The organism is Bradyrhizobium sp. USDA 376 (assembly GCF_054063675.1).
Genome location: NZ_JBSSGN010000001.1, coordinates 5,966,171 through 5,992,827 on the forward strand (window position 1 = coordinate 5,966,171; position 26,657 = coordinate 5,992,827).

Annotated in this window: 23 protein-coding genes; 11 read left to right on the forward strand and 12 right to left on the reverse strand. The window is 64.4% G+C overall.

Annotated elements, in window-relative coordinates:
• Positions 1-23 precede the first annotated feature (23 nt).
• Positions 24-1,064 carry a LysR family transcriptional regulator gene (locus ACVJ19_RS27585; protein WP_453952353.1) on the reverse strand — a complete coding sequence of 347 codons (1,041 nt, stop codon included), beginning with the start codon at positions 1,062-1,064 and terminating at the stop codon, positions 24-26.
• Between the two features lie 74 nt (positions 1,065-1,138).
• Here ACVJ19_RS27585 and ACVJ19_RS27590 point away from each other — a divergent pair, with 74 nt between their 5' ends.
• From ACVJ19_RS27590 to ACVJ19_RS27615, 6 genes are all read left to right on the forward strand, one after another.
• Positions 1,139-1,750 (forward strand): hypothetical protein, encoded by a 612-nt coding sequence (locus ACVJ19_RS27590; protein ID WP_453952354.1) that lies wholly within the window; start codon positions 1,139-1,141, stop codon positions 1,748-1,750.
• Complete coding sequence (locus ACVJ19_RS27595; RefSeq protein WP_018645421.1) at positions 1,737-2,357, forward strand: GNAT family N-acetyltransferase; 621 nt, start codon at positions 1,737-1,739, stop codon at positions 2,355-2,357. Before ACVJ19_RS27590 ends, ACVJ19_RS27595 begins: the two co-directional genes overlap by 14 nt.
• A gap of 25 nt (positions 2,358-2,382) precedes the next feature.
• Positions 2,383-2,946, forward strand: coding sequence for an isochorismatase family protein (locus ACVJ19_RS27600; RefSeq protein WP_453952355.1), 564 nt, complete (start codon positions 2,383-2,385; stop codon positions 2,944-2,946).
• 30 nt (positions 2,947-2,976) lie between these two features.
• The gene (locus ACVJ19_RS27605; RefSeq protein ID WP_453952356.1) at positions 2,977-3,144 is read left to right on the forward strand and encodes a hypothetical protein; all 168 of its coding nucleotides are present in this window, start codon (positions 2,977-2,979) and stop codon (positions 3,142-3,144) included.
• A 157-nt stretch (positions 3,145-3,301) separates the two neighbouring features.
• The gene (locus tag ACVJ19_RS27610; RefSeq protein WP_453952357.1) at positions 3,302-4,684 is read left to right on the forward strand and encodes an aspartate aminotransferase family protein; all 1,383 of its coding nucleotides are present in this window, start codon (positions 3,302-3,304) and stop codon (positions 4,682-4,684) included.
• A gap of 214 nt (positions 4,685-4,898) precedes the next feature.
• Positions 4,899-6,002, forward strand: a complete 1,104-nt coding sequence (locus ACVJ19_RS27615; protein ID WP_453947895.1) for an IS4 family transposase — start codon at positions 4,899-4,901, stop codon at positions 6,000-6,002.
• A gap of 216 nt (positions 6,003-6,218) precedes the next feature.
• Here ACVJ19_RS27615 and rnd read toward each other — a convergent pair whose 3' ends face one another.
• The 5 genes from rnd to ACVJ19_RS27640 form a co-directional block, all read right to left on the reverse strand.
• Positions 6,219-7,367, reverse strand: coding sequence for a ribonuclease D (gene rnd / locus ACVJ19_RS27620; RefSeq protein ID WP_080137879.1), 1,149 nt, complete (start codon positions 7,365-7,367; stop codon positions 6,219-6,221).
• 514 nt (positions 7,368-7,881) lie between these two features.
• A complete protein-coding gene (locus tag ACVJ19_RS27625) occupies positions 7,882-9,213 on the reverse strand; it encodes an extracellular solute-binding protein (RefSeq protein WP_453952358.1) in 1,332 nt (443 codons plus the stop codon).
• Between the two features lie 11 nt (positions 9,214-9,224).
• Positions 9,225-10,094 (reverse strand): carbohydrate ABC transporter permease, encoded by an 870-nt coding sequence (locus tag ACVJ19_RS27630; RefSeq protein WP_453952359.1) that lies wholly within the window; start codon positions 10,092-10,094, stop codon positions 9,225-9,227.
• Entirely contained in the window at positions 10,091-11,041 is a 951-nt protein-coding gene (locus ACVJ19_RS27635; protein ID WP_453952360.1) for a carbohydrate ABC transporter permease, read from the reverse strand. The genes ACVJ19_RS27630 and ACVJ19_RS27635 overlap by 4 nt, the downstream gene beginning before the upstream one ends.
• Before the next feature lies 1 nt (position 11,042).
• Positions 11,043-11,894: a phosphodiesterase gene (locus ACVJ19_RS27640; protein WP_453952361.1), complete on the reverse strand. Its 852-nt coding sequence runs from the start codon at positions 11,892-11,894 to the stop codon at positions 11,043-11,045.
• 264 nt (positions 11,895-12,158) lie between these two features.
• On the opposite strand from ACVJ19_RS27640, the gene ACVJ19_RS27645 reads away from it, so the two are divergent.
• The gene (locus ACVJ19_RS27645) at positions 12,159-13,166 is read left to right on the forward strand and encodes a M23 family metallopeptidase (protein ID WP_453952362.1); all 1,008 of its coding nucleotides are present in this window, start codon (positions 12,159-12,161) and stop codon (positions 13,164-13,166) included.
• Positions 13,167-13,265: 99 nt separating this feature from the next.
• Entirely contained in the window at positions 13,266-13,799 is a 534-nt protein-coding gene (locus tag ACVJ19_RS27650) for an REP-associated tyrosine transposase (RefSeq protein WP_453952363.1), read from the forward strand.
• Between the two features lie 138 nt (positions 13,800-13,937).
• Here the strand turns inward: ACVJ19_RS27650 and ACVJ19_RS27655 are convergent, their stop codons facing one another.
• Positions 13,938-15,410: a protein adenylyltransferase SelO gene (locus ACVJ19_RS27655; RefSeq protein WP_453952364.1), complete on the reverse strand. Its 1,473-nt coding sequence runs from the start codon at positions 15,408-15,410 to the stop codon at positions 13,938-13,940.
• A gap of 209 nt (positions 15,411-15,619) precedes the next feature.
• Here ACVJ19_RS27655 and aspS point away from each other — a divergent pair, with 209 nt between their 5' ends.
• A complete protein-coding gene (gene aspS / locus ACVJ19_RS27660; protein ID WP_092219170.1) occupies positions 15,620-17,392 on the forward strand; it encodes an aspartate--tRNA ligase in 1,773 nt (590 codons plus the stop codon).
• A 383-nt stretch (positions 17,393-17,775) separates the two neighbouring features.
• Here aspS and ACVJ19_RS27665 read toward each other — a convergent pair whose 3' ends face one another.
• Both ACVJ19_RS27665 and ACVJ19_RS27670 read right to left on the reverse strand, forming a co-directional pair.
• Entirely contained in the window at positions 17,776-18,810 is a 1,035-nt protein-coding gene (locus ACVJ19_RS27665; RefSeq protein WP_453948252.1) for an IS110 family RNA-guided transposase, read from the reverse strand.
• 193 nt (positions 18,811-19,003) lie between these two features.
• Positions 19,004-20,974 (reverse strand): hypothetical protein, encoded by a 1,971-nt coding sequence (locus ACVJ19_RS27670; RefSeq protein ID WP_453952365.1) that lies wholly within the window; start codon positions 20,972-20,974, stop codon positions 19,004-19,006.
• A 246-nt stretch (positions 20,975-21,220) separates the two neighbouring features.
• Here ACVJ19_RS27670 and ACVJ19_RS27675 point away from each other — a divergent pair, with 246 nt between their 5' ends.
• The gene (locus ACVJ19_RS27675; protein ID WP_453952366.1) at positions 21,221-23,530 is read left to right on the forward strand and encodes an NADP-dependent malic enzyme; all 2,310 of its coding nucleotides are present in this window, start codon (positions 21,221-21,223) and stop codon (positions 23,528-23,530) included.
• Positions 23,531-23,812: 282 nt separating this feature from the next.
• Positions 23,813-24,265, forward strand: coding sequence for a DoxX family membrane protein (locus tag ACVJ19_RS27680; RefSeq protein ID WP_453952368.1), 453 nt, complete (start codon positions 23,813-23,815; stop codon positions 24,263-24,265).
• Position 24,266: 1 nt separating this feature from the next.
• On the opposite strand, the gene ACVJ19_RS27685 is transcribed toward ACVJ19_RS27680, so the two are convergent.
• The 3 genes from ACVJ19_RS27685 to ACVJ19_RS27695 all read right to left on the reverse strand — a co-directional run bounded on the left by ACVJ19_RS27685 (position 24,267) and on the right by ACVJ19_RS27695 (position 26,591).
• On the reverse strand, positions 24,267-24,824 hold the full coding sequence (locus ACVJ19_RS27685) for a dihydrofolate reductase (protein WP_453952369.1): 558 nt from the start codon (positions 24,822-24,824) through the stop codon (positions 24,267-24,269).
• A gap of 7 nt (positions 24,825-24,831) precedes the next feature.
• On the reverse strand, positions 24,832-25,854 hold the full coding sequence (locus tag ACVJ19_RS27690) for a polysaccharide deacetylase family protein (RefSeq protein ID WP_453952370.1): 1,023 nt from the start codon (positions 25,852-25,854) through the stop codon (positions 24,832-24,834).
• 167 nt (positions 25,855-26,021) lie between these two features.
• A complete protein-coding gene (locus ACVJ19_RS27695) occupies positions 26,022-26,591 on the reverse strand; it encodes a glutathione peroxidase (RefSeq protein ID WP_453952371.1) in 570 nt (189 codons plus the stop codon).
• Between the last annotated feature and the right edge of the window lie 66 nt (positions 26,592-26,657).

The following is a 26,657-nucleotide window of genomic DNA, read 5'->3' on the forward strand; positions in this document are numbered from 1 at the left end:
GATCATGCTCCCAAAAATGACGCTCACGTCGGCGTTGCCGCGACGTAACCGGTCAATCCAAAGCCCTCGCGCGCGGCGGTCATCATCGACACCAGCGCGTTCGGATGGATGAACTCGTCGCGGAAGCAGGGATGAACCCTGGGATCGAAGATCTTCTTTAGCCAGTCGACCACGATCTTGTGGCGCTCGGAGGCGCGAAACTCCCTGTGATAGGTGAGCCAGAGATCGGCGTGGTGGCTGACGCCGAGATCCACGGCAACGAGCGGTGCGCCGAGCGCGATCGACACGGTCGGCAGGAAGCCGATGCCGGCGCCGCGCTCCACTGCATAGAGTACGCCGACCGACGAATTGGTCTTGATGCCGACGATGCCCTCGAGCGATTTCAGTCCGAGCACGCGGGCATAGGCGCCGTCGTCGACCTGCGGCGCATTCTGCTTGATGATGCGATGGTCCTGCAGATCGGCCAGGGTTGCCGGCAAGCCGTACAGTTTCTCGTACTCCTTGGAGACGAAGGGATAGATGTGCAGGCGGCCGAGCTTGGCGACGATCAGATCGGGATTGGTCGGCGGCTCGAGCTGGATCGCGATGTCCGACTCCAGGCGCGCGACGTCGGCCTGCTCCATCGCGCAGCGCAGGTCGACGGTGATCTTGCGATAGGTCTTCTGGAAATCGATCAGGCGCGGCAGGATCCAGAAATTGCCGGGGCCTTCCGTCACCGCGACGCGGACGGTGCCAGACGTATCGTTCGACGAGCGCGAGGCGCGGCGGAAGACGTTGAAGGCGTGACGCTCCATGTGCGCGACGTCGGCAATCATCGCTGTGCCTTCGTCGCTGAGCGTGAGCCCGCTCTGGTCGCGCAGGAACAGCTTGCAGCCGATGCTCTCTTCGAGGCGATCGATCCGGCGCATCAGCGTCGTGGAGGTGAGGCTGAGCTCTTCGGCGGCGTTGCGGAAACTTTTATATTTTGCGCACGCTAAAAACAGCTTCAAATCGTCCCAGGACGCGCCCAGGGCTTCTTCACGGTGCTGCATCATCGCAGCACCCCGGTGCAATAACTGCTGCATACTCCTGATCCCCAACCGCTAAGCTCGGCATAGCGGGGCATGAAAGTCGCAAACGATAGAGGGGCGATCTCGGTATGGAAAGGGGCTCGTTTGCCGCAAGGCATGATTTCGACGCGCTGCCGCTCAGTCCCGAAGTCGAAGTCCGTTGCGCGCAATTTTCCGAAATTGCGGCGCTTTCGGAGATGGCGCACCGGCTGGTGCCGGGCGTGCAGATCGGGACGGCGGAGCTTGCGAAATATTACACGTTCGATCCCCAGAGCATCCTGACATTCAGCCGGAAGGGTCGTCTGCTCGGCGGCATGGCCTTCCTGTTTCTCAACGACCGCGGACACGATGCGCTGCTGCTCGACGAGATCTGCCTCACAGCGCCCGAGACGCACTATCTCGCTTCCGCGCGGGAAGACGTTGCTGCGATCTATATCTGGGCGATTGCCGCGACGGGGCGCGGCATCGCGGGTCTCGGCAAGGCCGCGGCTCATCTGCGACAGGTAAGATTTCGCGGCGCGGATTGCTATGCGCAGCCGTCAACCGTGGCCGGACGCGACATCATGAGAGCGACCGGATTCGAACCGGTCCCGAGCTTTCAACCTGACCTGTGGTGCTACGAACGCCCCTGGCATCGGCAGTCGTTGCGCATGCCGGGCGCGATCATCCAAGCAAGGAGTTTTGCAGATGCACGGCACTAGGATTCCTCTCGCCAAGCCCGACTCCCGCGCCATCACCATCCGCCTCGCGCGCGATCCCAGCGATCTCATGCTGGTCACCGCCATTCGCTCGGCGGTCTATCTCGCCGAGCAGGATTGTCCGTTCGAGGAGGAGTTCGACGGCAACGACATGGTCGCCGCGCATTTCATCGGGTATGTCGGCAACGAGCCTGCGGGCTGCCTGCGGGTGCGCTTCTTCGGCGATTTCGCCAAGGTCGAGCGGCTCGCGGTGCGGCACCAATACCGACGCTCGCGCGTCTCCTTCAAGCTGGTGCAGGCGAGCGTCGACTATGTGAAGCGCAAGGGCTTTCGCAAGATCTACGGCCAGGCCCAGGACCGGCTGGTCGATTTCTGGGCCCATTTCGGCGCCAAGCCGCTCGGCCACAACCGCAAGATCACCTTCTCGGATTTCTCCTACACGGAGATGCTGCTCGAGATCGAGCCCGGGCCGGACGCGATCACGCTGGACAGCGATCCTTACGTAATCATCCGTCCGGAGGGCGATTGGGACCGGCCGGGCGTGCTCGATGCCTCGGCGGGGCGGGCGGTGACCTCGCCGCTGCGGGACCTCGCACTCGCCGATCGCTGAAATTGGTGCAGGTGCGCGCAAGATAATGCTGGCTTCCATCACCGACGACCCGCCGATCCTGGTCTGTGCAGATCTCCAGGTCGAATATCTGACCCCCGGGCGGCGCCATGTCATCCTCGACGGCGAGGCCGCCACCATGCGCTGCCTGGAACTCCTGACGCTATGGCGCGACAGGCTCTGGCCCGTGATGCATCTGAAGCGCATCGCCCAGGCCGCCTGGTTCAATCCGGCATCGAGGCTGACCGATTGGATCGCCGAGGCGAAGCCGCGGCCCGGCGAGATGACGTTCGAGCATCCGCTGCCCTCGGCCTACAGCTCGTCGCGGTTCGTGGACTACATGTCCAATATCCGCAATGGCCGCTGCGTGCTGATCGGTTTCTCGCTGGACGAAACCATCCTGGCCACCGCCGTCGACGGGTTTCACCGCAGCCATCGCTACCAGGTGGTTGCCGATGCCGTGGCCTGCCGGCAGCCGGGCATGGGCGATGCCGCCGCCTATAAGCAGGCGGTGGTGAACGTTGTCGGAAACTTTGCTACAATCCAATCCAGCGCCGAACTGATCAAAACCAGCGGCGCCGTTGCGGTGTAGGCGGCCGCGATCGGCGGATGGGGTGGGAGATTGTCACGGGGAGAAGAGCTCAAGGAGCTGGCGAGCGAGCTGTCGCGCGTAGCCGAGAGGGCGCGCCGCATCGGCTTGCCCACGACGGTCTATCTGCTTTCGATGGCGCTCGTCGAGGTGAGGGAGGCCGCTGCCGCCGACGATGGCGATGACGACAGCGCGGCCTGAGAACCGCCAACTCTGCAATTTTGTGCAACGCTGCTGAGCGCTTGCTGCCGACGAATTGGCGTTGCAAGTTTTGCCTCGTCGCAATAGCCAAGTAACTCGATCATCAGGTGACGAAGCTGGCCGCGCCGGCGACGCGACTATTCGAAGGATTTCGCAAATGTCCATGCTGCCCAATTCGCAAGAGGCCCGGGATGTAGCCTACCAGCTCCATCCCTACACCAACGCGCGCACCCATCAGCAGGCCGGTCCCCTGGTGATCGAGCGCGGCGAGGGGCCTTACGTGTTCGATGCGGCGGGCAAGCGCTATTTCGAGGCGATGGCGGGCCTGTGGAGCGTCGGGCTCGGCTTCAACGAGAAGCGGCTGGTCGAGGCGGCGCACAAGCAGATGCAGGCGCTGCCGTTCTATCACACGTTCTCCGCCAAATCGCACGGACCCTCGATCGATCTCGCCGAGAAGCTGGTGGCGCTCGCGCCGGTGCCGATGAGCAAGGTGTTCTTCACCAACTCCGGCTCCGAAGCCAACGACACCGTGCTGAAGCTGATCGCCTATCGTTCCAATGCGCTCGGCCAGCCCCAGCGCAAGAAGGTGATCAGTCGCCTTCGCGCCTATCACGGCGTCACCATCGCATCGGCCAGCCTCACGGGCCTGCCGAACAACCACCGCTCGTTCGACCTGCCGCTGCCGAACGTCCTGCACACGGGATCGCCGCATTTCTACAAGGATGGCGCGCCCGGTGAGAGCGAGGAGGCGTTCGCCACGCGCCGGGCCGAGGAGCTTGATGCGCTGATCAAGAAGGAAGGCCCGGAGACGATCGCGGCCTTCTTCGGTGAACCGGTGATGGGAGCGGGCGGCGTCATCGTGCCGCCGGCGACCTATTGGGACAAGATCCAGGCGGTCCTGAAGAAGTACGACATCCTGCTGGTCGCCGACGAGGTGATCTGCGGCTTCGGCCGCACCGGCAAGATGTTCGGCTGCGAGACCTACGGCATCAAGCCCGACGCGATGGTGGTCTCCAAGCAGATCACCTCGAGCTATTTCCCGCTGTCGGCGATCATGCTGAACGATCGCATGTTCGAGCCGATTGCGGACGAGAGCAACAAGATCGGCGTGCTCGGCCACGGTTTCACCGCGGGCGGCCATCCCGTCGGCTCGGCGATCGCGCTCGAGAACCTCAAGATCATCGAGGAGCGCGGCCTGGTCGCGCACGCCGCCGAGCTCGGCGGCTACATGCAGGGCAAGCTGCGTGAGCTCACCAGCCATCCGCTGGTCGGCGAAGTCCGCGGCGTCGGCATGATCGCAGCGCTCGAGCTGGTGCTCGACAAGGGCCGCAAGACCGCGGCGGCAACGCCCGGCGCCGTCGGCGGCATCGCCAGCCGCATGCTGCAGGAGCGCGGCGTGATCTCCCGCAACATGCTGGATGCCATCGCCATCTGTCCGCCACTGATCGCGACCAAGGCCCAGATCGACGATCTGGTCGCCGCGATCGCGGGCGTGCTCAATGACATGAAGGCGGAAGTGGCGAAGCTGACACCGGCGTAGAGGCGAGCGTTTCAGTGTGGCCGGAGCAGCCGACCACATCCACCGGTGTCGTCCTGGCGAAAGCCAGGACCCATACCGCGTGATCTATCGGTGGGGGTGGTAGCAGGTGGCGAGTCTTCGCCAAACGCCTCCCTGGGGTAATGGGTCCTGGCTTTCGCCCATGGGCGCTAAAATAGGATTTGCGCATTGGATTGGCTTGTGATTCCAAATTGGGATGGCACACGAATCGCTTGTGAACGAGGACTGGGCGCGTGTTGTCGCCCGGCTTGGCGGCGCCGAAGCGCTCAACGTTAGCGCGCGCGAGACGAAGGCGTTTGTCCGCCCGCGGGAAATCAGCAATGCGGTGGATTTGCTGCGCTTGATCCTGGCGTATTGCCTTGGCGAGCGAGGTCTGCGGTTGACGGCGGCATGGGCCACGTCGGTGGGCCTTGTCGATATCTCCAACGTGGCTCTGTTGTATCGGTTGCGTCAGTGCGGAGATTGGCTGGCGAAGTTGATAGGCCAAGCACTGGCGAGCGGTGCGCCGAAGGCGAGCCACGGCCGCCTGATCCGCATTGTTGACGCCACGACGGTCCCGAAGGCTGGGACGAGCGGCAGGAACAAGAACGCGGTGTGGCGCATACACAGCGCGTTCGATCTTCCGCAGGAGCGCTTTGGTCACTTCGAGCTGACCGATCAGCGAGCGGGCGAGACGCTGGACCGGATACCGGTGATTGCCGGCGAAATCCGTCTTGGCGACCGCGCTTATCTGCAACCGGAGCGCATGGCACGTCTCGTCGATGCCGGCGCGGACTTCGTGATCCGGTCCGGCTGGAAGAGCGCGCGTTGGGTTGATGCCAAAGGTGGTCTGGTCGATCTGACGGCCGAACTGCGCAAGGCTTCGGCATGTGGCCTGATCGATCGACCGATCTGGATAAAACGCAAGTCTGGCGCACCGCTGCTCGCTCTGCGTCTGGTTGCCGTCAAGAAGCCGGCGCAAGCGGCCGCGGTCGCACGACGCAAGGCGCGCCGAACGGCCCAAAAGGGAGGCCACCAGCTCTCCAGGCAAACACTTGACGCTGCAGATTGGGTGATCCTGGTGACCTCGCTCGCACCGGAGGACTTCTCAACGAGCGATGTCCTTGCCCTCTATCGGCTGCGATGGCGCATTGAACTCGGCTTCAAGCGGCTCAAGAGTTTGATTGGCCTGAAGGGCCCTCCCGGAACTGACGAGCGGTCCGCCAGGCCCCACATCCTCGCTCATCTGCTGATCATTCTCCTGCTCGAGCCACTCGTCGACGAACTCGAGGACTCTCCCCGCTTGGCCGAGGCCGCCTGACCCGTCCAGGGACCTGGCGTCTGCTCCGCCAACTCGTCGCCTCCCTCCGACAAGCAATCATGCCCCAACCCGCGATTGCTTGCCTGCGCAGACTTCGCTCCACGCTCGGACGGCATCTACACGAACCACCAAGACGAAAACGTCGCTATCAAGCAATGCAACTATTTTAGCGCCCATGGGCTTTCGCCAGGACGACCGCGGGGAGGGGCGAGGCAGCTACGCCCGCTGCACCCCGATCACGCGGCCTTTCTCGATCGCCAGCGCCAGCTCGCCGCGCTTGAGCTTCAGGGCGGCCTCGCCGAACAGCTCGCGGCGCCAGCCGCGCAAGGCGGGGACGTCGGCCGCATCGTCGGCTGCGATCTCCTCTAAGTCGTCGACGGTGGCGATCACCTTGCTCGCCACCGCGTGGCGCTCGGCGGTCATGCGCAGCAGCACCTTCAACAGCTCGACGATGGCGGCGCCGTTGGAATTGTTGCGCGGCTTCTCCAGCTTCGGCAGCGTCGAGAAATCCCGCGCCAGCCCGCGCTCGACCGCGGCGACGATGTCCGCGCCCCATTTGGATTTCTCGAACCCCTTCGGTACCGAGCGCAAATGCGCAAGCTTTTCCAGCGTGTTCGGCGCGTGGGTTGCGATGTCGGTGATCGCCTCGTCGCGCAGCACGCGGCCGCGCGGCACGTCGCGGCTCTGTGCCTCCTGCTCGCGCCAGGCGGCAACCTCCATCAAGACGGCGAGGTCTTTCGGCTTGCGCACGCGCGTCTTCAGCCGCTCCCAGGCGCGCTCGGGGTGGAAGTCGTAGGTCCTGGGCGAGGTCAGGATCTCCATCTCGATGGAGACCCATTCGCTGCGGCGGCGCTTCTTCAGGTCGGCGTCGAGCGCGGCGAAGACGTCGCGCAAATGGGTGACGTCGGAGACCGCGTAGTGCATCTGCTCCTTGGTCAGCGGCCGGCGCGACCAGTCGGTGAAGCGGTGGGTCTTGTCCGGGCGGTGGCCGGTGACCTTCTCGACCAGCTGGTCGTAGGCGATGCTGTCGCCGTAGCCGAGCACCATCGCGGCGACCTGGGTGTCGAACACCGGGTGCGGGATGATGTTGGCCTGATGCCAGATAATCTCGATGTCTTGGCGGGCGGCGTGGAAGACCTTCAGCACGCCCTCATTGGCCATCAGCTCGAAGAATGGCTTGAGATCGATGCCAGGGGCGAGGGCGTCAATGACCACGGCTTCCTCGGCGCTGGCCATCTGCACCACGCACAGCAGCGGGTAATAGGTGGTTTCGCGCAGGAACTCGGTATCGACGGTAATGACGGGGTGCTTGGCCAGCCGGCTGCAGGCAGCCGCGAGGTCAGCGGTGGTGGTAATCAAATCCATGAACGGCCCATGACACTTGATATCAGCCGTTCTGCCGAAAGTGCTGTGATGTCAAGGGCCTCTAAGCGAATTCGAGCCTTGCATCGGGCCGGAATCGCCTGTTTCCGACGAAATTCCTATTCGTAGCGGATCCGGTGCGAGGATTTGCGGGCGCAGGGCAGCGCCACCACGACCACGCACATGGCGACCAAAGCCAGTCCCAGGAACTCGAAAACCAACAGATCCACGGCGAAATCTCCAGAAACATTGGTAGATTTGTCGGGGGTGCGTTGAGGGTCTGTTAATTCCAACGGTTACCGGCGGCGGGCCGGGCCGGATGGTGGACGGGGGGTTAACGGTGGGCGGCGGAGGCAAGATGCGTAGGGTGGGTTAGTCCTGCGGCTGCGCGAAGCGCAAGCCGCTGGCGTAACCCACCACTGTTTAAATCCGCGGAGGCAGAAGAGGTGGGTTACGCCGGGCGAACTGCGCTTTGCGCAGCCGCCCAGCTAACCCACCCTACGAAGATATGAAGACCTTACGGCAGCTTCAAAGACGTCTCCGCATTGTACGGCTTCAGCGTCTCATCCGCGGCCTTCTGGGCGGCGGCGAGGGCTTCCTTCGGCTGCTTCTTGCCGTTGAGGACCAGCATCACCTCGTCCTCGAGGTTCTTGCGCACTGGCACGGTCTTGTACGTCGCGAACCAGGGCTTTGCGACGTCGAGCTGCTCGACGGCGGTCTTGGCGTCCGGGTTCTTGTTGAGGAAGTCGACCATGTCGGGCGTCTTGTAGGCGGCCATGTTGGGCGCGAAGTAGCCGGTGGCGCGGCTCCACCAGCCGCTCTTCTCGGGCGATGTCATCCACTTGATCAGTGTCCAGGCGGCCTTCTGCTTCTCGGCCTCGAGGCCGGCCGGCATGATCAGCGAGGCGCCGCCGATCGGCACGGCGTTGCGAACGTTGCGCGGAATGAAGGCGACCTTGTAGGCGAACTTGGCATTGTCGCGCACATAGGTCAGCGAGCCCGTCGACAGCATCATCATCGCGGCGTTGCCGGAGATGAAGGAGGTGCTGACGGCCGGGCCGGGCGTGGCGCCGGGCGGATGCACCTTGTGCTTGCTGACGAGGTCGTTCCACCAGGTCAGCGCGCCAAGCATTGAGGGCGTGTCGTAATAGACCTCGCCGCCGAACTCCTCGTTGTAGTAGCGCCCGCCATTGCTCATGGTGAGCGTTTCCATCATCCAGCCGCAATAGTCGTAGGCGCAGGGGATTGCGATGCCCCATTGAGTCACCTTGTCACCCTCGCGCTTGGTGAGCTTCTTGGCCCAGTCGGTGAGTTCGGCCCAGGTCTGCGGCGGCTTGTTCGGATCAAGGCCCGCTTCCTTGGCCTTGTCGGCGTTGATGTAGAGCAGCGGCGTCGAATTGTGGAACGGCACGCCGTAGACTGAGCGGTTGATCACCGCATTGCCCTGCAGCGCGGGGAAGAACTGGCCCAGGAACTGGTCCTTGGTGGTGCCGTCGGCGGCGATCAGGGGATCGAGATTGGTGAGCTCGCTCTCGATCTGCATGTCCAAGAGGAAGTTCGCCGACATGATGACGGCGGCCGGCGGCTTGCCGGCCTTGATCGACGCACGCGTCTTGATCAGCGTGTCGTCATAGGAGCCGGTGTAGACGGCGGTAGCCTTGATCGCGGAATGGGTCTCGTTGAACTCCTTGATCAAGGTGCCCATGTCGCGGGCGAGCTTGCCGTCGACGGGGACCGGGAAGAACAAATCGATCTCGGTCGGACCTTCGGCCATCGCCGGGACGGCGAGGGCGCCTGCCATAGAGCCTGCCATGGCAAGGCCGAGCATGAGCCTGCGGGAGAACAGCATCGGAAAATCTCCTATTTGATGCCTGAGGTGACGAAAGAGCTGATGAAGCGCTTCTGGAAGATCAGGAAGGTGACGAGCAGCGGCGCGATCACCATCAGCGTGCCTGCGGCGATGGTGCCCCAGGCCTGGGTGCCTTCGGCGGTCTTGGTGAACACCGAGAGGCCGACCGTGAGCGGCCGCTTGTCGGGCGAATTGATCACCATCAGCGGCCACAGGAAGTCGTTCCAGTGGCTGGTCACGGAGATGATGGCGAACGCGGAGAAGCTCGGCATCGACAACGGCACGTAGATGTGGCGGATGCGCTGGAACAGGCTGGCGCCATCGATCAGGGCGGCGTCTTCCAGCTCGGTCGGGATTGCCTCGAACGCCTGCCGCATCAGGAAGGTGCCGAAGGCCGAGGCGAAGAACGGCATCATCACGCCGGCGAGCGTGTCGTAGAGACCGAGCTGAGCCACGAGCTTCAGGTTCGGCACGATCAGGAGCACCGGCACCAGCATCAGCTGCATCAGGAACAGATAGAAGATCAGCGTCTTGCCGGCGAAGGCGAGCCGCGCGAAGGCAAAGCCTGCGAGCGTGATGGTGACGAACTGCACCAGCAGGATGCCGGTGCAGATGATCGTGGTGTTGAGGGTGTAGCGCGGGAAATCGCCGATCTCCCAGGCGTCCCTGACATTGTCGAGCGTGGGTTTGAGGCTCGGCAGCAGCTCCGCCATGGCGTTGATGCCGTCGGAGGCGGGGCGCAACGTCGCCACGCCCATCCAGAGGAACGGGATCAACCAGATGATTGCGAGCAGCACGGTCAGCGCAAAGCCGAGCTTGGGCGTGATCTCGCCGCGGGTGGCGAGCGGTGCGTCCTTCCAGAGCGCATCGAACAGCTTCATGGCCCGCCCTCCCGGTTGGCCATGGTGCGGAAGGACAGTGCGGTGAGCCCCATCAGTGCGGCGAGGGTCAGCAGCGTTGCCGCCGAAGCCTTGCCGACGTCGTAGTGCTCGACCGCCTGCTGGTAGATGTAGAACAGCACGAGATTGGTCGAGTTGGACGGTCCGCCCTGGGTCATGACGAAGACGTGGTCGACCTGCGTCACCGCGTTGAGGATCGCGATGACGGTGACGAACAGGAAGGTGGGCTTGAGCTCCGGCAGGATGATGTGGCGAAGCCGCTGATAAGGCCCCGCGCCGTCGAGGTGTGCGGCTTCCATCACGTCCTCGGGCACGGCCTGCAGGCCGGCGAGGAAGAACAGCATGTAGTAGCCGGCGTTCTTCCAGATCGTGATGACCATGATCGCGTAGAGCGCGATGTCGGGGTCGCCGAGCCAGTTCGGCAGCACCGGCAGCACCCGGCCGATGTAATAGTCGAGCAGGCCGACATTGGGCAGGAAGATGAACAGGAACAGCGCCGAGGCCGCGACCATCGGGATCAGCACCGGCAGGAACAGCGCGGCGCGCAGCGCGCTGTTCACGGCATGGGTGCGTGACAGCGCCAGCGCAAACAACAGCGCGAGGGCGATGCTCGGCACCGCCGTGCCGACAGCGTAGATCAAATTGTTGACGACGGCGCCGGTGAAGGCGGGGTCGGCGAGCACCGCGCTGATATTGTCGAGGCCGACGAAGCGCACCGGCGCCTTGGGCGTGGCACGCTGGTAAAGCGCGTCGATGAGGACGCGTCCCATCGCGCCATAGGTGAACAGCGCGAGGAAGAGCAGCGAAGGCAAGAGCAGCAGATAGGCGGGCAGCGAGGCTTTGAAGCGGTTCGAAAACCGCTTCAGGACGTGCAGACGCGGCGCCGCCGAAGTCGCGACCGGGAGAGCCGCGGGTTCAGCGAGGCTCATCTCATCGCGCCGGGAAATTGAGCGCATAGTCGCGGCCGTCCACTCCTGCCGGTGGCTCGAAGGGGAAGCGCAGACTGGTGTCGAGGAAATCGTGGCTGTGCACGACCAGGTTCTCCTGGTCGATCAGCACCACGCCATAGGCCGGCGGCTCGTGGCTGGCGAGATGCTCGGTGGCCGCAGCGTCGAGCTCGAACCAAACCTGGTGGTTGGTGCCGCGCAGCGTCGAGAACGGGATCTTGCCGTAGCTACCGAAGATCGGCCGGTGCACATGGCCGAAGAAGAGATGGCGGATGCGCGAGCGGTACGGCGCGATGACTTCCGCGAATTCGGCGCTCTGCTTCAGCGCGATCTCGTCCATGGCGTGGACGCCGACCGGGAAGGGCGGATGGTGCATGAACACCACGAATTGCTGGTCGGCCGGCGCTGCAGCCAGCGTGTTTGCCAGCCAGCCAAGGCGCTTGGCGCACATCTCGCCGGCGTGGCTGGTCTCGTCCAGCGTGTCCAGGAACACGAACAGTCCGTGCTCGGTGGTGCGTGTGCCCTGCACGAAGCCGTTGGCATCGCGCGGCGCGGACCGGAGGCCGTCCAGGCAGGCGACGCGCTTGTCGTGATTGCCGACCATGGCGATGTACGGAATGTTCAGCGCAGCCATCGCCTCGGCGAAATTGGCGTAGGATTCGGGCTCGCCCCAATGGGTGAGGTCGCCGGTCACCACTGCAAACGCAGCGTCGGACTGGTGCTTGTTGATGTCGGCGATCGCCGCATCCAGCCGGGCGCGCGGATCGAGCCCATAGAGCTTCAGCCCCGGATTCGCGAGATGCGTGTCGGTGATATGAATGAATTTGAAGGGCATGGCGCTTTGTCGGGACTGTGTTGGAGGATGGGCGCCTCCGGCAGGACGGCCCTGGCAGCCCGTTAGAGCGCGTGTGTTTCAGTTTGATGACAGCGGTTCCCGAAGGCCTGCCGAAGGTGTGGACGTGCCGTGGATAAGCGGAGGAGGCCCGCTGCGGCCGGATGCTGCCTCATGATTGAGGTGCGGGATCCGATCTACCTTGCCGCGAAGATGCGGCTATGATTTGCTCGCGCTGCTTACCGAATTGCATCACGAGATCTTCGCATGGCGATGCCGCGTGTTCTCCGCAAGCTGAGATTGCTTGCTGCTTTTCTGCTGCCGGTCGTTCTCTGGGTCCCGGAAGCGGCAGGCGCCGAATTCAACTTCGCCCGCTACAAGGAGACCGATCTCGACGAATTCCTGTCGCGGCGGCGCCCCGCCAGCGGCATGGACGTCTATCCAATGTCGCCGCTGAAGCTCGATGTCACGCTGGCCTCTCACGGAGAGCCGTGTACAAGCGGAGCGCTCAAGCGATCCCTGATCATGGGCGGCATGCCCAAGCAGGATGCCGACAGCCTGCAGGCGACCAACTGCATCATTGTGCGTTCTGCCAAGGGAGCCGAGCTCAAGGTCTTCATCCAGGACGTGGTCTACGGGTTTCTTCCGAACGAGGTGCCGGTCGGCGACAAGCTGTCGCTCTTCGCGATCCATGCCTTCACCTCGCCGGAGGGGCCGGGACTGCTGGTCAACGAGTTCCTGACCCCGCGCAGCTTTCCGCGCGCCGACAAGCCGGTGGACACGACGATGACCGCCTGCGGATGCTGGACCCATGATGAGCATCCCGGCCAGGATTTCACCGTGGATACGTCGGGCGCACCGGTGGTGGCAATGGCAGACGGCGTCGTCGTCAAGATCGAGACCAGCGAGCAGGCGCCTGCCGACCTGCCTGTGATCGGCGGCTGCGGCCGCTATGTTGTGCTCAAGCACACCTTTCCGAATGGCGGGGTGGTTTACACGCGTTACGTCCAGCTGGGCCGTATCAATGGGCAGGAGGGCCAGGCACTCGCGGTGGGAGCGACCGTCAAGGCCAAGGACACCATCGGCGAGATCGGCCCCAACAAGGTGCTGCATTTCGAGCTCCGCCCTGTCGCTCCCGGCAACACGAGGGACGACAATGTCTGGGTCGAGCGATACGGCAAGACGCCGGACATGGAATGGTCGCGCTACGATCCTGTCGACCCGCAGAAGTTCAACGTCGCATCGTTCGGCGGCGTGAGGAAGGCGACGAAGTAGAAGGTGCGTAGGGTGGATTAGCCCGCGGCTGCGCGAAGCGCAGTCCGCTGGCGTAATCCACCACTGTGAGCCAACGTCAAGTTGTGCTATCGATGGTCTATGTCCGACTACCGCCGCGCGTTCGTTCCTGGAGGATGCTGGTTCTTCACCGTGAACCTGCTCGATCGGCGGAAGGCTCTTTTGACCGACCAGATCGAAATCTTACGGGACGCGGTCGCCGCAACACGCCAGAGCCATCCTTTCGAGATCGATGCTTTCGTGGTCCTGCCGGATCATCTGCATGCAATCTGGAAGTTGCCACCGGGCGATGCCAATTTCTCGGTGCGCTGGCGGTTGATCAAGACACGCTTTGCTAAAGCACTCCCGCCGAACGAGCGGCTGAGTGCCGTCCGTGCCGCACGGAACGAACGCGGCATCTGGCAACGCCGGTTCTGGGAGCATCTCGTTCGCGACGAGGCCGACTACGCGCGCCATATCGAGTATTGCTACTACAATCCTGTCAAGCACGGGCACGTGTCGAAGGTTTGCGACTGGCCGCACTCGTCGTTTCACCGTGACGTGCGGGCCGGATTGTTTCCGGAGGATTGGGGTGGGGACACCAAGATCGCAGGCGAGTTCGGTGAGCGGGTGTGATGTTAGCTCTTAGGGTGGATTGGCCGAAGGCGTAATCCACCTCTTTGCTTTCCTGCGTTGAGAGAAGTGGTGGATTACGCCTTCGGACTGCGCTTCGCGCAGCCAAGGGCTAATCCACCCTACGCACCGCGGTTGTCGCTACGTCCCGCAGAACGTCTGCAGCACCCGCTGCTCCGGTAACGGTGGATCGGCGTAAGCGGCATACTGCGGCTGATCCTCGAAAGGCTTTGCCAGCACCTTCACCAGTTCCTCGAACGGCGCGTAGTCGTCGTTGTTCACCGCAGCCTGGATCACGGCTTCGACGCGGTGGTTGCGCGGGATGAACATCGGATTGACGGCGTGCATCGCGGCCTGCCGTTCCGCTGCGGTCTGCGGCTCGAGCGCGATGCGCGCGCGCCAGCGTTTGGCCCACTCGTCGAAGGCTGAGGGATCCATGAACTGGGCGCGAACGTCGGCGCCGTCATCACCAGCGGCGTCGCCCAGCTTGCGGAAGGTGAGAGTGAAATCGGCCTGGTTCTTGGCCGTGGCGTCGAGCAGGTCCTGGATCAGCGCTTCGTCGCCGTCGCGCTCCGTGAATAGCCCGACTTTCTTGCGCAGACCCGCCTGATAGGCCGCGCTGAATGTTTCGGCAAAGGCGCCGAGAATATCCTGGGCTTCGGCGACGGCCTTTTCCTGATCGTCGGAGAACAGCGGCAGCAGGCATTCGGCGAGGCGCGTCAGATTCCACAAGCCGATGCGCGGCTGGTTGGCATAGGCGTAGCGGCCCATCTCGTCGATCGAGGAGAAGACCTGCGCGGGATTGTAGGCGTCCATGAAGGCACAGGGGCCGTAATCGATGGTCTCGCCCGAGATCGATGAGTTGTCGGTGTTCATCACGCCGTGGATGAAGCCGACCAGCAGCCAGCGCGCGATGAGCTCGGCCTGCCGTGCGACGACGGCAGCGAGCAGCGCATGATAGGGCCGTTCCGCATGTAGCAGCTCCGGGTAGTGCCTGATGATGACGTGATCGGCGAGCCGGCGGATCGCCTCGGTGTCGCGGCGGACGGCAAAGAACTGGAAGGTCCCGACGCGGATGTGGCTGGAGGCGATGCGGGTCAGCACCGCGCCGGGTAGCGCGGTCTCGCGGATGACGTGCTCGCCGGTGACGACGGCGGCAAGCGAGCGCGTGGTCGGGATGCCCAGCGCGTACATCGCTTCGCTGACGATGTATTCGCGCAAGACCGGCCCGAGCGCCGCGCGGCCATCGCCGCGGCGGGAGAACGGGGTGGGGCCGCTACCCTTCAGTTGGATGTCGCGGCGGATGCCGTCCCTGTCGATGACCTCGCCGAGCAGGATGGCGCGGCCGTCCCCGAGCTGGGGCACGAACTGCCCGAACTGGTGGCCGGCATAGGCCATGGCGATGGGATCGGCGCCGGCGGGAACCGTCTTGCCGGCCAGGATCTCGGCGCCTTCGGGGGTCTCCAGGAGGTCCGGATCGAGGCCAAGCTGAACCGCCAGAGGCCGGTTCAGCTTGATCAGCCGGGGGGCGGCCACGGGGGTCGGCGCGACGCGGGCAAAGAAGCTGTCCGGCAGCGCCGAATAGGAGTTCTGGAAGGGGAAATGGACCGTCATGGCCTCAAGATAGGGCTGGAACGGCCATCGGCAAAGGCTCCGGACCTGATAAGCCAAAAATGGGCGCTTCCAGCCCAAATCGGGGCGTTCCCTTGGTTGCCGCCTTGGGTTGCCGCTTTGGGCCTCGTCGGGTAAACCCTGCCGCAACTTCGGACCGGTCGTTTCAGGCCGTCCGATTCGCTTCCTCCGACATTGATTTTGGGACGACCATGCATCGCTACCGGTCACATACATGCGGCGCGCTCCGCGAGAGCAACATCGGCGAGACCATCCGCCTCTCGGGCTGGGTCCATCGCGTTCGCGACCATGGCGGCGTGCTGTTCATCGACCTGCGCGACCATTACGGCCTGACCCAGTGCGTGGTCGACCCGGACTCGCCGGCGTTCTCGCTGGCCGAAAAGCTGCGCTCGGAATTCGTGGTCAAGATGGACGGTAAGGTCCGCCGCCGCCCCGAAGGCACCGACAATGACGACCTGCCGACCGGCAAGGTCGAGGTCTATGTCAGCGAGATCGAGGTGCTGGGCCCGGCCGGCGACCTGCCGCTGCCGGTGTTCGGCGACCAGGAGTATCCCGAAGACATCAGGCTCAAATATCGCTTCCTCGACCTGCGTCGCGAAAAACTGCACCAGAACATCATGACGCGGGTCGAGATCATCAAGTCGATGCGCCGGCGCATGGAGGGGCAGGGCTTCTTCGAGTTCAACACGCCGATCCTGACCGCGTCCTCGCCGGAAGGCGCGCGCGACTTCCTGGTGCCCTCGCGCATCCATCCGGGAAAATTCTACGCGCTGCCGCAGGCGCCGCAGCAGTACAAGCAGCTCTTGATGATGTCGGGCTTCGACCGCTACTTCCAGATCGCGCCCTGCTTCCGCGACGAAGACCCGCGCGCTGACCGTCTGCCCGGCGAGTTCTACCAGCTCGACGTCGAGATGAGTTTTGTCACGCAGGAAGACGTCTTTGCGGCGATGGAGCCCGTGATCACCGGCGTGTTCGAGGAGTTCGCCAAGGGCAAGCCGGTCACCAAGAACTGGCGCCGCATCCCGTTTGCCGAAGCGCTACGGAAATACGGCAGCGACAAGCCGGACCTGCGCAACCCCATCGAGATGCAGGACGTCTCCGAGCATTTCCGCGGAAGCGGCTTCAAGGTCTTCGCGCGCATGCTCGAGGATCCCAAGAACCAGGTCTGGGCGATCCCGGCTGCGGGCGGCGGCAGCCGCGCATTCTGCGACCGCATGAATTCGTGGGCGCAGGGTGAGGGCCAGCCCGGCCTCGGCTACATCATGTGGCGCGAGGGCGGTGAGGGCGCAGGTCCCCTCGCGAACAACATCGGGCCCGAGCGCACCGCGGCGATCCGCGCACAGATCGGCACCAAGGAAGGCGATGCCGCCTTCTTCGTCGCCGGCGATCCCGACAAGTTCTGGAAGTTCTCAGGCCTTGCCCGCAACAAGGTCGGCGAGGAGTTGAACCTCACCGACAAGGAGCGGTTCGAGCTCGCCTGGATCGTCGACTTCCCGATGTACGAGTACAACGAGGACGACAAGAAGGTCGACTTCTCGCACAACCCGTTCTCGATGCCGCAGGGCGGCCTCGACGCGCTGAAGGGCCAGGACCCGCTGACCATCAAGGCGTTCCAGTACGACATCACCTGCAACGGCTACGAGATCGCCTCGGGCGGCATCCGCAACCACGTGCCGGAAGCGATGGTGAAGGCGTTCGAGATCGCAGGTTACGGTGAGCAGGAAGTGGTCGACCGCTTCGGCGGCATGTACCGCGCTTTCCAGTACGGCGCCCCGCCGCATGGCGGCATGGCGGCGGGTGTCGACCGCATCGTGATGCTGCTCTGCGGCACCACGAATTTGCGCGAGATCTCGCTGTTCCCGATGAACCAGCAGGCCATGGACCTCTTGATGGGCGCGCCGTCGGAAGCCACGACCAAGCAGCTCCGCGAGCTGCATGTCAGGGTGAACCTGCCGCAGAAGTGAGGCTTTGGCGGATGCGCGGCGGGCTGCGTCCGCAATGACGGAGCCGTAGCCCGGATGGAGCGGAGCGCAATCCGGGGCGTCTCGTGCGCGGATGGAATTGTCCCGGATTACGCTGGCGCTCCATCCGGGCTTCTGTAACGGGCCTTGGTTAGTCAATCCCTTTTTGCGTGATCCGATCGCTGGGCACTTGCTTCTGTACGGGATCGGCGCGGAGGCCGTCGCCTGATGGGGTGCATGAGGAGCCGGCCGGCCAATCTACGGAAGCGTGGTTGTGATCCACTTCCCGGATGGCGGCCTGACCGGATCCATCGTCCCAGCGAAGGGACCTCGCGCGGACGAGCCTGGTGTCGTGGCCCGCCCGGAACCGATCGATACTCCTTAGCTCAGCTTGTCGTGGCTTTGGCCATCGGGTTGAACGGCGTGGCGTCGGCGAGCATGCGATGCAGGATCACCGCGAGTTTGCGCGCGAGCGCCACCTTGGCCTTGCGCATGCCTGCGCGCCGGGCGATCCGCATCGCCCAGCCCTTGAGCGCCGCGCAATTCCTGACCGGCTTGGTCAGCATCACGTGGGCCGCCTGGTAGAGCGCCTCGCGCACGGAGGCATCGCCGATCTTGCTGATGCGGCCGGTGTAGTCGGTTTCCCCCGATTGGTACTTCTTCGGGGTGAGGCCAAAATGCGCCCCCGTCGCCTTCGATGAGCGGAAGCGCTTCGGGTCGTCGACCGCCGAGGCGTAGGTCAGCGCCACGATCGGGCCAACGGACGGCGTCGTCATCAGGAGGCGGGCTTGAGGGTGCGATCTGGCGAGCCTGGCGACCTGCTTGTCCAGGCTGTTGAACTCGCGCCGCAGCACGCCATGAGCTTCGAGCAGCGCCTGCGCCACCACTTCAAGGCCTGGATGGCCTGCAACGAGCTCCCGGATGCGCTCGGCGAAGGTGCGCTCGGTGGTCTTGCCGACCTTCAGCCCAAAGCCGCGAAGCACGCCGCGCAGGCTGTTCTCGATGTCGTGCAGCTTGGATTGCAGCAGCTTGCGGGCCGTCAGAATGGCGCGCGTCTCCTGCGCCGCGACCGACTTGCAATGCACCGGCCGGAACCAGCCGAGCCGCATCAGCTGGGCGATCCCGCGCGCATCGTTGCGGTCCGACTTGACTGGCATCGCCTTGAAGGCATCGCGAACGTGACGCGTCTCCAGAAGCTCAACCGCAAGCCCTGCCTCCCGCAGAGCCGCGTAGAGCCATTGCGACAACGGGCCTGCCTCCAGGCCGATCCGCTCCAGCGGCAAGGCCAGCGACCGGAACCAGGCGATCAGGGCCTCCGGCTCGCTCGCAACCTTCGTCTCGCGCAAAATCTTGCCTGTCCCATCGACAAGGCAGACGCTCGAGCATTCCAATGACACGTCGATTCCTGCATAGTGATACATGGTCGTCCCTTAATGATGCTTGGAGCGGGCTTGCCCGACTCCGTTGAACACCATCAGTTTGAGGGACGACCGCCTTCCAACCAACAGGCCGCTCGCGAGCGCGCTTCCAAATCGCGCCGTAGCGAGCGGGCGGCCGGCCCGTTACCCCATCTACGGGCCCCGTTTCCGCAGGAACGGGGCGAGCCGCTGTCGCCTACAATCCCGTTGACGCCTCGATCCTGAATTGCGCCAGCGCGTTCTCAGGGGCGGTCTGGGTGAGCTGCATCAATTGCATCAGCGGCACCTTGGCGCGGGGCGTCAGCTTGATCGTGAGCGTCTGTCCCGACGTCTCCACGAAGCCGGCGAGCGCATCCACCGCCGCCTTGGCATCGAGATTGGCGGCCGTGACTTTCTCGCCCTGCGCGCGGATCATCTCGACAATGGCGCTGCGCGCGGCATCGCGACTGAGGTTCTGCATCCGCGAGAACTGCGCCACGACGAGATCGACGACGCCGCTGTCGCGCAGCGAGAGCTCGATCGCGCCGGTCTCAACCTGCCCGGCCTGGCTCATGGCTTGCACCGGATCGGTCGTGAACAGGCCGCGCGGCACGTTGGCGAGCGCCAAGCGCGCCTGCGCCCGGGCGAGATTGCCGAGATCGATGGTCGCCGGCGCGAGCGCGAAGGTGCCCGAAGATTCCGTCCAGGCTGCACCGAGATCGAGGTCGATCGCGAGCTTGTCGACGCCCGCCATGATCAGCGGCCGCTGCGCCGGATTGGCGGGATCGGTGGGCGTGACCATCTTCACGACCAGATTGGCCTTGCTCGGGATCGATCCGACCAGCTGTCCCCAGTTCAGGCTGATCGTGTCGATGGTGACGAGCTGCCGGGTGTTCTTGAAAGGAGAGACCACGCCTTTGATCTCGGCGCCAGCGAGCACGCGGAACAGGCCCAGCATCTGATCGGGTGAAGGCGTCTGGCCCGGATTGCTGAGGCTGGCGGCCCAGCGCATCAGATTTGCTGTGCTGAAGGATTTGAGCGCGAAGCGCTCCATCTTGAACTGACCTTGTGGAGATGGCGTATCGACGCCCTCGACCGCGAATTCGTCCTTTTTGTACTTGATGGCGGTGACCCTGCCGGCCCCTTGCGGCGTGCCGACGGAGATCTTGTTGACCTCGGCCCTGCCGATGCGAAGACCCTCATAGACTCCGGCAAGCTTCTCCATCAACTCACGCGACTGTGCCGGCGTCGGAACGGCTGATTGATCCTGCGGCAGCGCGGCAAATATCTCGGCCAGCCGGAACTTCGATGGCTGCACGTCGATGTCCTCCATCACGAAGCCGTCGATATCGACACGCACCCCCTGAGCCGATTTGAGCGCGTAGGGGCCGGCCGAGACGTGCCGGTAGACGCGGTGATAGGTCTCGTCACTGCTGGTCTGCGGATCGAGCGCGGCGATGATCGCGGTCGCATCGAAATCATTGACGATGACGTTCGACAGCTCGCCGGTCAGCTTGTCCGGCTTGCCGGGCTGCTTCACGTCGACCGAGATGGCGGCGCGGTCCGCCTTCATCGCATCGATCCTGCCGTGCTTCAGGTTCTGGATCGTCAATCCGGAATAGGTGACCTCGCCGCTGCCGCCGAGACCGCTGCCGGAATCGAAGCTCATCGTCAGCGTCGGTGCCGTGAGCGAGGACGCCGTGACGCTCGCGTATTGACCGAGCACGTAGCGGTAGAGGTCGATCAGGGAGCCGTTCGCCGGCGCCGTCCCAGTGCGAAAAGGGCCGGCATAGTCGCGCATCGTCAGTTGCGGGATCCTGTAGGACGCCTTCATCTTGGCTGGGCCGACCTGGTCCAACGCGACGTCGATGCCGGTGATGTCGAAGCTGTCGGCCGAAAACCTGGTGTCGTCGATCTGGCGGACGCCCGTGCCCTTGATACCGGCGATCTTGATCCGCGCCTGTGACTCGCCGCCAGGTGTGACGACGATGTCATCGATCGTCAGCGTCCGGCTCGCCAGCTCGAACCCGATCTTGCCGTGGCTCGCCTTGCCACCTTGCTTGCGGATCTGCTCGAAGGCCGCCTCGACCTCCGCGGTGGCCCGGTGCTGGACGTAGACATTGAAGCCGAACCATCCGCCCGCAGCGAGCACGGCTGCCACGATCAGGCCGATCAGGATTCGCTTCATTCCCAGCTCCAGTTGCTCGTTTTGCACCGCGCAACCTGCCATATTCGCGAAACGCCGTGCGGTCCAGGGAAAGCTATGGTTTTCAAATATTTGACGGCGCGGCCTGTTGATGGGGCCGCAATCCGATGTTGCCACCGGGGCGCCCGGCGTGCTTCATCCCGTTTCCACGACCCGGAAATACCCTCCGCTTGGATGGCCGCCCCGGATCGTGCATTTTGAGGCCGGTAACGCGAGGCGAGACACCGCATGTCGTCCTATTCTGATGATCTCCACCAGGCGGCGCTCGCCTATCATCGTCTGCCGCGCCCCGGAAAGCTCGAGATCCAGGCAAGCAAGCCGCTTGCCAACCAGCGCGACCTCGCGCTCGCCTATTCGCCGGGCGTTGCGGCTGCCTGCACCGAGATCGCCAAGAACCCGGCCGAGGCCGCCACGCTGACCACCCGCGCCAATCTGGTCGCCGTGGTCTCGAACGGCACCGCGGTGCTCGGCCTCGGCAATATCGGCCCGCTGGCCTCCAAGCCGGTGATGGAGGGCAAGGCCGTCCTGTTCAAGAAATTCGCCGGCATCGACGTGTTCGACATCGAGATCGCCGCCGACACCATCGATCGCGTGGTCGAGACGGTGGCGGCGCTGGAGCCGACCTTCGGCGGCATCAATCTGGAAGACATTCGCGGACCGGAATGCTTCGAGATCGAGGCGCGGCTGAAGGAGCGCATGAAGATCCCGGTCTTCCATGACGACCAGCACGGCACCGCGATCATCGTCGCCGCCGCCATCACCAACGGCCTCCGGCTGAACGGCAAGAAGCTGTCGGAGGTCAAGATCGTGGCATCGGGGGCAGGGGCGGCCGCGATCGCGACGCTCAATCTGCTGGTGTCGATGGGCGCGCAGCGCAAGAACATCTGGGTCTGCGACATCGACGGCCTCGTGCACGAGGGCCGCAACACCTCGATGGATCGCTGGAAGGCGGTCTATGCGCAGAAGACCGACAAGCGCACGCTCGGTGACGTCATCGGCGGCGCCGACATCTTCATCGGGCTGTCGGCTCCGGGCGTGCTCAAGCCCGAGATGGCGCAGGCGATGGGCGACAAGCCGCTGATCATGGCGCTCGCCAATCCGACCCCGGAGATCATGCCGGAGGAGGCGCGCAAGGTGCGGCCCGACGCCATGATCTGCACCGGCCGCTCCGACTACCCTAACCAGGTCAACAACGTCCTGTGCTTTCCCTTCATCTTCCGCGGCGCGCTCGATGTCGGCGCCAGCGCCATCAACGAGGAGATGAAGCATGCCGCGGTCGAGGCCATCGCCCAGCTCGCGCGCGAGGCGCCGTCGGATGCCGTGGCGCAGGGTTTTGACACCGGCGAGACGCAAGGGTTCGGCCCGGGCTCGCTGATCCCGAGCCCGTTCGATCCGCGGCTGATCCTGCGCATCGCACCGGCCGTGGCGAAGGCGGCGATGGAATCGGGCGTGGCGACGCGACCCATCACCAATTTCGACGAGTACACCGCGCTGCTCGAGCGCTTCGCCTTCCGCTCCGGCCTCGTCATGAAGCCGATGTTCGCGAAGGCCAAGACCCAGCCGGTTCGCGTGATCTACGCCGAAGGCGAGGACGAGCGCGTGCTGCGCGCGACGCAAGTCGTGCTGGAGGAGAAGCTGGCGACGCCGATCCTGGTCGGCCGTCCTTCGGTGGTCGAGGCGCGCATCAAGCGCTTCGGCCTGTCGATCAAGGCGGGCAAGGATTTCGATCTCGTCAATCCCGAGGACGATCCGCGCTATCGCTCCTATGTGCAGTCCTATGTCGAGGTCGCCGGCCGCCGCGGCGTGACGCCGGATGCGGCGCGCACGGTGGTGCGCACCAACAACACGGTCATCGCCGCGCTCGCGGTGACGCGCGGGGAGGCGGACGCGATGCTCTGCGGCGTCGAGGGCCGCTACATGAGCCATCTGCGCCATGTCCGCGAGATCGTCGGCTTCTCGCCGGGGATCAGCGATTATGCCGCGCTGGCGCTGCTGATCACCAGCAAGGGCGCCTTCTTCATCGCCGACACGCAGGTCCGCCCCAATCCGAGCGCGGAGGAACTCGCCGAGATCGCCTCGCTTGCCGCGGTCCACGTCCAGCGCTTCAACATCAAGCCGAAGATCGCCTTCGTCTCGCATTCGGATTTCGGCAGCTACGATACCGAGTCCTCGCGCAAGATGCGCCGGGCGACGCAGCTCCTGAAGGAGAAGCATCCGGAGATCGAGGCCGACGGCGAGATGCAGGGCGACACGGCGCTGTCCGCCGCCGCCCGCCGCATGGTGTTGCCGCACTCCAAGCTCGAGGGCGAGGCCAACATCATGATCATGCCGACCCTCGACACCGCAAACGTCGCCTATCAGATGATCAAGTCGCTGGCGGACGCGCTGCCCGTCGGCCCGATCCTGGTTGGTCCGGCGCGCCCGGCACATATCCTCACGCCCTCGGTGACCGCGCGCGGCATCCTCAACATGACCGCGGTTGCAGTCGTCGAAGCGCAGGAGCGCGCGGCGCGGCAGCAGCCGACGTTGTTTACGTAAGGCGTGAGTTCTTCGCGTCTCCCCGCGTGCGGGGAGAGGCCGGAATTTGCGAGAGCAAATTCCGGGTGAGGGGGCTCTCCGCGAGTCCATCTGCCGCCGTGATTGCGGAAGCAGCCCCTCACCCCAACCCTCTCCCCGTAAGAACGGGGCGAGGGAGCAGACTCAGCGCCTGCCAGTTTTGAATTACCTTCAGTTTTCCATTTCCCCGTTTGAAAACCGCAGGCGGACTCTTCATAATCACGGGAAGCGACCCGCGCTTAGCGTTTTGCCAAGAGGCCGATCATGCCAGCGTTCGTGACTTTCGGGCGGATCCTGTTCGCCGTGCTGTTCATCTACACGGGCGCAACCAAGCTGTTCGCCATCCAGGCGACCGCCGATTTCATCGCCACCAAGGTCGTTGTGCCTGACGCGATCGCGCCCTACGCCAAGCAGGTCGAGACGGCGACCGCCATGACGACACCGCAGCTGCTGGCGATCGCGGTGGGCGGGCTCGAGATCGTCGCAGGCCTGATGATCGCGCTGAACTTCGGCGCGCGCTTCTTTGCGATGCTGCTGATCATTTACGTCGCGGTCGCAACCATCTTGTTCTACGACTTCTGGAACCAGGTGCCGCCCGACAACGCCAAGATGCTGGTGGATGCGCTCAAGAATCTCTCGATCATCGGCGCGCTCTGCATGATCATCGGCTACGGCCGCACCACGCGCCCGGCCGAGGCGGCTTACGGGGACGTTTAAGTTAGTCCGCCACCCTGCGCCACGGCGTGACGGTCACGTCATGCGCCGCGTCGAGCAGGTAGGGCGCTCCCGGCCTCATCCCGTGGGAGGCCAGCACCTCATGAGGCGTCCGTTCGGGCACGCCGACAAAGCAGCCTTCGCCGTCGGGGAGCTGCACATGGGGGGCTTCCGACAGCCAGAACGTGTCGTAGCGGTCCATGAACATGTCGAACACGACGGGGCCGCCGATGATTGCGACGGTGCCGGAGGCGACGTCGGCGAAGGCGCAGGCCTCCTCGAAGCTCGCGTGCTCCGGATTCCACAATGTCGCGTTCGGCATCTCCGGATCGACGGTGAGCGCCCTGATCTTGCGGGTCAGGATCAGGCGCTTGCGCTTCGGCGAATTCGGCTGCTGCTCGTGCGAGTGCCGGCCGTGCACGATCAGTGCGGCACGATCGAGCGCCTGCTCGAAGAACAGCTTGTCGCCTTCGAATTTCAACGTCTCAGGCATGATGTGCGACGGATCGGCGAGCATGCCGTCCGCGGAGACGATGACGTAGCCTTCGATGCGGAAAGACAAGTGCAGGCTATTCGGAAACGGTCGTCACCACGGAATTGACCGGGCGCTGGCTCACCGTCGGCAACTTGGCGTCCTTGAGCAACTCCTGGTCGTATTCGGGCAGCGTCGATGCCGGGAATTTTGCGCGCATCGCCACCACCTTGTAGCCGCCGGCCTTCAGGCGCTTGAGCAACTCGGGCAGGGCTTCGGCCGTGTGCTTCTGGAAATCGTGCATCAGGATGATGCCCTTGCCCTTGGCGTCGAGCTTCTTCATCACGGTCTCGATCACCTTCTCGGGCTTCGAGGCCTTGAAGTCGAAGGAGTCGATGTCGCAGGAGAAGATCGCCGTGTTGCGGTTGCCGAGATAGGTGACCATCTCTGGCGGATGCTGGAGCGCTGGGAAGCGGAAGAACGGCGAGGGCGAGATACCGCCGAGCGCCCATTTCACCGCGGAAAGACCCTTCTCGATCTCTTCCTTGCGCTGCGCTTCGTTAAGCTTCTTGTTGTTGAGATTGGCGTGCGACCAGGTGTGGGTGCCGACCGTGTGGCCGGCCGCATAGACCTGCTTCAGGATCTCCGGCTCGTAGGTGGCGTGCTTGCCGATCGAGAAGAAGATGCCGGTGGTGCATTCATCGGCGAGCGCCTTGAGCACCGCGGGCGTGTTCTTCGGCCAAGGCCCATCGTCGAAGGTCAGCACCACCTCCTTGTCGCGCAGGAAGTCGAGCTCCTTGAAATGCTCGAAGCCGAAGCCGGGACCGCCGGTGGTGTCGATCTCGACCGTGCGCGCGACACCGAGCGCACCCTGTGTGTTGCAGGCCGCGCGCGCCGGCTGCGGCGCCTGTTTCGGCGGGGGTGGATTGACGAAGCCTGCCGGCGCGGCTGCCGCTGCGGGTGCAGCTGCCGGAGCCGCAGCGGGCGCTGCGGCGGCCGGTGCTGCCGCCGGTGCGGCTTGGGTGGCGGCGGGCTTGGCGGCCTGCGTCTGCGACCATGCCGCGCCCGTCATCGCTAGAGACATCGCGCTTGCCAAAATCAGTCCTGCCGCCACGCGCATGGTGTTGTCCTCGCGATTGATCCCGTTGTTCCGCCGTGGCTTTTCGCCTCCAGCCAAACATTCCCGCCCCAAACGATCCTAGCCTAGATGGTGGGCCCTCGCCATTGCAACGGCTGTTTGGCATCCCGCCACAATTGTGCCCAACCCGATTGGGTCCCACCCGGGCGTCAGCTGTCGGCCAGCGTCTTGGCAATGGCTGTCTTGATTCGCGTGTCGGTCGGCTCGACCGCGGAGGGAAACACCCCGGCGATGTAGCCGTCACGGCCGATCAAGTATTTGTGGAAGTTCCAGCGCGGAACTTCGCGCGGCCGCGCCTCGGCCGCCCATTTGTAGAACGGATGCGCCTTTGCGCCGATCACCACAGCCTTGGCCGCGATCGGGAAGGTAACGCCGTATTGGTGGTGCGCGGTCTCCGTGATCTCAGTGGAGCCGCCGGGCTCCTGGCCGCCGAAATCGTTGGAGGGCACGCCGATCACGGTGAGCCCGCGCTCGCGAAACTCGCTCCAGAGCTCCTGCAGGCCCGCATATTGCGGGGTGTAGCCGCAGAGCGACGCGGTGTTCACCACCAGCAGCGGTTTGCCCGTGAAGGCGGCGAGGCGGATGTCGTCTCCGGATAGTGCCGGGAAGGTGAAGGCGTAGGCCGAGATCCGGCTCATGCCGCCATCGGCGTACGCGCGCGTCATCGGCGCGGCTGCGCCTGCAAGCGCCGCGACGAGCAATGTCCTGCGGTTCATCATGACGGCGTCCCCGAAATGATCCGGGGAGGATGTTACTCCGGCGGCGTGACCGGGTCGCTCAACACC

What these genes read in the sequence shown, in the direction of transcription:
- ACVJ19_RS27585 (WP_453952353.1), bottom strand. Translation starts at nt 1,064, where the DNA reads ATGCAGCAGTTATTGCACCGGGGTGCTGCGATGATGCAGCACCGTGAA.
- ACVJ19_RS27590 (WP_453952354.1), top strand. Translation starts at nt 1,139, where the DNA reads ATGGAAAGGGGCTCGTTTGCCGCAAGGCATGATTTCGACGCGCTGCCG.
- ACVJ19_RS27595 (WP_018645421.1), top strand. Translation starts at nt 1,737, where the DNA reads ATGCACGGCACTAGGATTCCTCTCGCCAAGCCCGACTCCCGCGCCATC.
- ACVJ19_RS27600 (WP_453952355.1), top strand. Translation starts at nt 2,383, where the DNA reads ATGCTGGCTTCCATCACCGACGACCCGCCGATCCTGGTCTGTGCAGAT.
- ACVJ19_RS27610 (WP_453952357.1), top strand. Translation starts at nt 3,302, where the DNA reads ATGTCCATGCTGCCCAATTCGCAAGAGGCCCGGGATGTAGCCTACCAG.
- ACVJ19_RS27615 (WP_453947895.1), top strand. Translation starts at nt 4,899, where the DNA reads ATGGCACACGAATCGCTTGTGAACGAGGACTGGGCGCGTGTTGTCGCC.
- rnd (WP_080137879.1), bottom strand. Translation starts at nt 7,367, where the DNA reads ATGGATTTGATTACCACCACCGCTGACCTCGCGGCTGCCTGCAGCCGG.
- ACVJ19_RS27625 (WP_453952358.1), bottom strand. Translation starts at nt 9,213, where the DNA reads ATGCTGTTCTCCCGCAGGCTCATGCTCGGCCTTGCCATGGCAGGCTCT.
- ACVJ19_RS27630 (WP_453952359.1), bottom strand. Translation starts at nt 10,094, where the DNA reads ATGAAGCTGTTCGATGCGCTCTGGAAGGACGCACCGCTCGCCACCCGC.
- ACVJ19_RS27635 (WP_453952360.1), bottom strand. Translation starts at nt 11,041, where the DNA reads ATGAGCCTCGCTGAACCCGCGGCTCTCCCGGTCGCGACTTCGGCGGCG.
- ACVJ19_RS27640 (WP_453952361.1), bottom strand. Translation starts at nt 11,894, where the DNA reads ATGCCCTTCAAATTCATTCATATCACCGACACGCATCTCGCGAATCCG.
- ACVJ19_RS27645 (WP_453952362.1), top strand. Translation starts at nt 12,159, where the DNA reads ATGGCGATGCCGCGTGTTCTCCGCAAGCTGAGATTGCTTGCTGCTTTT.
- ACVJ19_RS27650 (WP_453952363.1), top strand. Translation starts at nt 13,266, where the DNA reads ATGTCCGACTACCGCCGCGCGTTCGTTCCTGGAGGATGCTGGTTCTTC.
- ACVJ19_RS27655 (WP_453952364.1), bottom strand. Translation starts at nt 15,410, where the DNA reads ATGACGGTCCATTTCCCCTTCCAGAACTCCTATTCGGCGCTGCCGGAC.
- aspS (WP_092219170.1), top strand. Translation starts at nt 15,620, where the DNA reads ATGCATCGCTACCGGTCACATACATGCGGCGCGCTCCGCGAGAGCAAC.
- ACVJ19_RS27665 (WP_453948252.1), bottom strand. Translation starts at nt 18,810, where the DNA reads ATGTATCACTATGCAGGAATCGACGTGTCATTGGAATGCTCGAGCGTC.
- ACVJ19_RS27670 (WP_453952365.1), bottom strand. Translation starts at nt 20,974, where the DNA reads ATGAAGCGAATCCTGATCGGCCTGATCGTGGCAGCCGTGCTCGCTGCG.
- ACVJ19_RS27675 (WP_453952366.1), top strand. Translation starts at nt 21,221, where the DNA reads ATGTCGTCCTATTCTGATGATCTCCACCAGGCGGCGCTCGCCTATCAT.
- ACVJ19_RS27680 (WP_453952368.1), top strand. Translation starts at nt 23,813, where the DNA reads ATGCCAGCGTTCGTGACTTTCGGGCGGATCCTGTTCGCCGTGCTGTTC.
- ACVJ19_RS27690 (WP_453952370.1), bottom strand. Translation starts at nt 25,854, where the DNA reads ATGCGCGTGGCGGCAGGACTGATTTTGGCAAGCGCGATGTCTCTAGCG.
- ACVJ19_RS27695 (WP_453952371.1), bottom strand. Translation starts at nt 26,591, where the DNA reads ATGATGAACCGCAGGACATTGCTCGTCGCGGCGCTTGCAGGCGCAGCC.